Origin of the sequence: Bacillus sp. V3B (genome assembly GCF_024494465.1) — a bacterium.
Classification (GTDB): Bacteria; Bacillota; Bacilli; order Bacillales; family Cytobacillaceae; genus Bacillus_BD.
The window spans coordinates 1-3170 of sequence record NZ_JAETXM010000056.1 but is presented as its reverse complement, the minus strand read 5'-3'; the positions used below and the strand labels follow the sequence as shown (position 1 = coordinate 3170).

The window sequence follows — 3170 nt, the reverse complement described above, 5'->3', positions numbered from 1 at the left end:
AGCCTATTAAAATCTAAAAAGAAAGGTGATGGATCATAGCAATGCTATGATCCATCACCTTTCTTTTTTTGCTCCTTAGGATTCTTTTTAGATAAATCTCTATCTCATAAGACGTTTAGTCTGATTGAACAAGCTAATAGTAGTGTAGCTAGAGTATAAGTACATTAAAAACATATTCACTGTAAAAAGTTTATTTATTTTATTGACAATTATCAGAAAATACAATATTCTATAAATAGAGAACACAGTTAACCAAAAGTAAAAATTTAAATCGTAGTTTAGTAGATCAAATAAATAAAAAAGAAAAGAGGAATAAATCATGAAATTAGTCACTTTTAGCCATAAAGGATTTACACGTCTTGGAGCCGTTACCTCTGATAACGAAGTAGTAGACGTAAACTATGCTTACCAAGCTCTTCTTGAGAGCAAAGGAAGTCTTCGGGCAGAATTAATTGCCGAAGCGTACGTACCAGCAGATATGAAGGGATTTCTTGAAGGTGGAAATGAAAGCCTTTCCTTACTGAAAGAAGTAACTGAATTTGCTCTTAATCATCGTGATGAATTTAAACACAAACTTACATATAATTTTAACGATGTAAAAATTGAAGCACCTGTAAAGAATCCAGGAAAAATCATTTGTGTCGGTCATAACTATCGTGAGCACATTTTAGAAATGGGAAGAGAAATTCCACCACATCCAGTTGTATTTGCAAAGTTTGCTAATACGCTAATCGGTCCTCAGGATGATATTCCGTTCTTTCCTGTTTCAGACAAACTTGATTATGAAGCAGAATTTGCGTTTATCGTTGGGAAACGTGCTCGCAACGTATCGCGGGAAGAGGCTCTTGATTATGTAGCTGGTTATACCATTGCGAATGATGTGACCTATCGAGATATACAGCGCCGTACGCTTCAATGGCTACAAGGGAAGACAGTGGAAGGAAGCCTACCAATGGGGCCTTGGCTTGTCACAACAGATGAACTAAAAGATCCATCTGGATTAAATGTACGCTTAACCGTAAATGGAGAAGAACGACAAAAGACAAATACAGAAAACTTTGTGTTTGATGTACAGTATTTGGTTGAATTCCTATCAAACTTAATGACACTTGAGCCAGGTGATATCATCCTAACAGGTACACCAGGTGGCGTAGGATTTGCTCGTGATCCGCAAGTTTTCTTGAAGGATGGCGATATCGTAAAGGTTGAAATTGATAAGATTGGTGCTTTAGAAAATAAAGTTTCAGTAGTAAATAAAGTTCCGGTTGTACAGGAGGGATAAGGATGATTAAGACTGTTAACGAATCGATTCAACACATTCAACAATCACTGCATGAAATTCTGCTTGTCACAAAAAATCTTTCGGAAGAAACGATTCGTTGGAAGCCGAGCGAAGAAGAATGGTCGATTCTCCAAGTTCTTTCACATCTTGTCGAAGGAGTGCCTTATTGGTTAGGTGAAGTGGAACGAGTCGTGACTGAACCAGGCTCCAGTTGGGGAAGAGGATTGCAGGATCCGGCAAGACTTGCTGCTGTAACGAATACGGATGAACTTTCAATAACCGATGTACTTGCAGAGGTAGGTCTACTGGAACAGAAAGTGGCGAGTGGGTTGCAAGGACTTGATACAGAAACGCTAAAACAAGAATCACCCCATCGTAATTTTGCTAAATTTGGAGCGAAGCCTGTATCTTTCATCATCGATCATTTTATCGAGGAACATATAGTCGGTCATGCCAAACAAATTCAGCGCAACCTTACGAAGTTGCAGAAGGAAGAAGACAAAAATCTTTAAGAGGGAGGATTTCCGATGGCAGAAGTAAATGCTTATATGCAAGATCAAGATGTCAAAGACTTTACAAGGGATATTCAGCAACATCATTTGGGTCCACTTTGGGAAGCGATTCCAGCGATTATGAATAAAACACCCCAACCACATGCCCAAGCCTATCTTTGGAAGGATGAGCTCTTGAAGAAGAAACTTTGGGAAGCAGCAGAGATTTTTACTCCTGATCGCGGTGGAGAACGAAGAGCCATCTATTTTCAAAATCCTGGGTTGACATACCGTCAGCCCTGGGGTTGGGCTTCTACAACACAAACGCTTTATGCAGCGGTTCAGCTACTGCTTCCAGGGGAAGTAGCTCCATCACATCGGCACTCGCAAAATGCGCTTCGATTTATTACAGAAGGAGAAGGCGCTTACACCATTGTTGAAGGCGAGCGCATCTTCATGCAAGAAGGAGACTTTCTCATTACACCAAAAAACCTTTGGCATGGTCATGGTCATACAGGTAGTGAGCCGATGATTTGGATGGATGCACTTGATATTCCAACGATTTATTCACTTGGTGGTACTTTTTTTGAACCCCATCCAGATAAATTAGAAACACCAAAACGTCCGGATAACTTTTCAGAACTTCGCTATAGTGGTGGAATGGTTCGTCCAATCAGTGATCGTTATTCAAGTGTCGCACCACTCGCGAATTATAAATGGCAACGGACGGTTGATGCAATTAATGGCTTACTGAAGTTTGAACCAGATCCATATGATGGCTATGCAGTAGAATACATAAATCCATCCAATGGAAATACCGCTAACCCAACGATGGCATCTTGGATGCAGAAACTGCCAAAAGGCTTCCATACGAAAGCACATCGTCACACACATTCATCTATCTATCATGTACGTCAAGGTTCAGGTTATACCGTGATTAATGGTGTGCGCTTTGATTGGAAAAAGGGAGATTACTTCGTTATTCCGAACTGGGCATGGCATGAGCATGTAGCAGATGAAGATTCCTATTTATTCTCTGTAAATGACTTGCCTATAATGGAAAGATTTGATTTGGAACAAGGACAGGTATTGGATACGAATGCTGGAAAACAAGAAGTGAAAAGCGAGTTCAAACCCGTTCTCGTCTAAGATATGCAGCCATTAGGTAAGAGCTTTCTAATCTAATGGTTACTCATAAAACCATATTTGCAAACGCTTTTAATTTTCCAAATATTCAGTGATTAATAGTTCGGATAATAAAAAGGGGGATTTATCATGAGTAAAAAAGCAGAACAAGCATTTATCGTAGTAGGTGGCGGTATTGGTGGGTTAGCAACAGCTCTTGGAATCGCAGAAACGAAACAAAAGGTAAAAGTATTGGAGCAAGCATCTAAATT

At 39.7% G+C, this 3170-nt stretch carries 4 protein-coding genes; all 4 read left to right on the top strand.

What is annotated here, in order from left to right; all coding sequences use genetic code 11:
• The first annotated feature begins 319 nt into the window (after positions 1-319).
• Positions 320-1282 carry a fumarylacetoacetate hydrolase family protein gene (locus JMM81_RS22435; RefSeq protein ID WP_256243779.1) on the top strand — a complete coding sequence of 321 codons (963 nt, stop codon included), beginning with the start codon at positions 320-322 and terminating at the stop codon, positions 1280-1282.
• A 2-nt stretch (positions 1283-1284) separates the two neighbouring features.
• Entirely contained in the window at positions 1285-1794 is a 510-nt protein-coding gene (locus JMM81_RS22430; protein ID WP_256243778.1) for a DinB family protein, read from the top strand.
• Positions 1795-1809: 15 nt separating this feature from the next.
• The gene (locus JMM81_RS22425) at positions 1810-2922 is read left to right on the top strand and encodes a cupin domain-containing protein (protein WP_256243777.1); all 1113 of its coding nucleotides are present in this window, start codon (positions 1810-1812) and stop codon (positions 2920-2922) included.
• A gap of 126 nt (positions 2923-3048) precedes the next feature.
• A partial coding sequence (locus JMM81_RS22420) for an NAD(P)-binding protein (protein ID WP_256243781.1) occupies positions 3049-3170 on the top strand: 122 nt, incomplete at its 3' end.

Bases quoted from the DNA above. Each gene is read 5' to 3' on its own strand.
- JMM81_RS22435 (WP_256243779.1), top strand. From the start codon at position 320: ATGAAATTAGTCACTTTTAGCCATAAAGGATTTACACGTCTTGGAGCC.
- JMM81_RS22430 (WP_256243778.1), top strand. From the start codon at position 1,285: ATGATTAAGACTGTTAACGAATCGATTCAACACATTCAACAATCACTG.
- JMM81_RS22425 (WP_256243777.1), top strand. From the start codon at position 1,810: ATGGCAGAAGTAAATGCTTATATGCAAGATCAAGATGTCAAAGACTTT.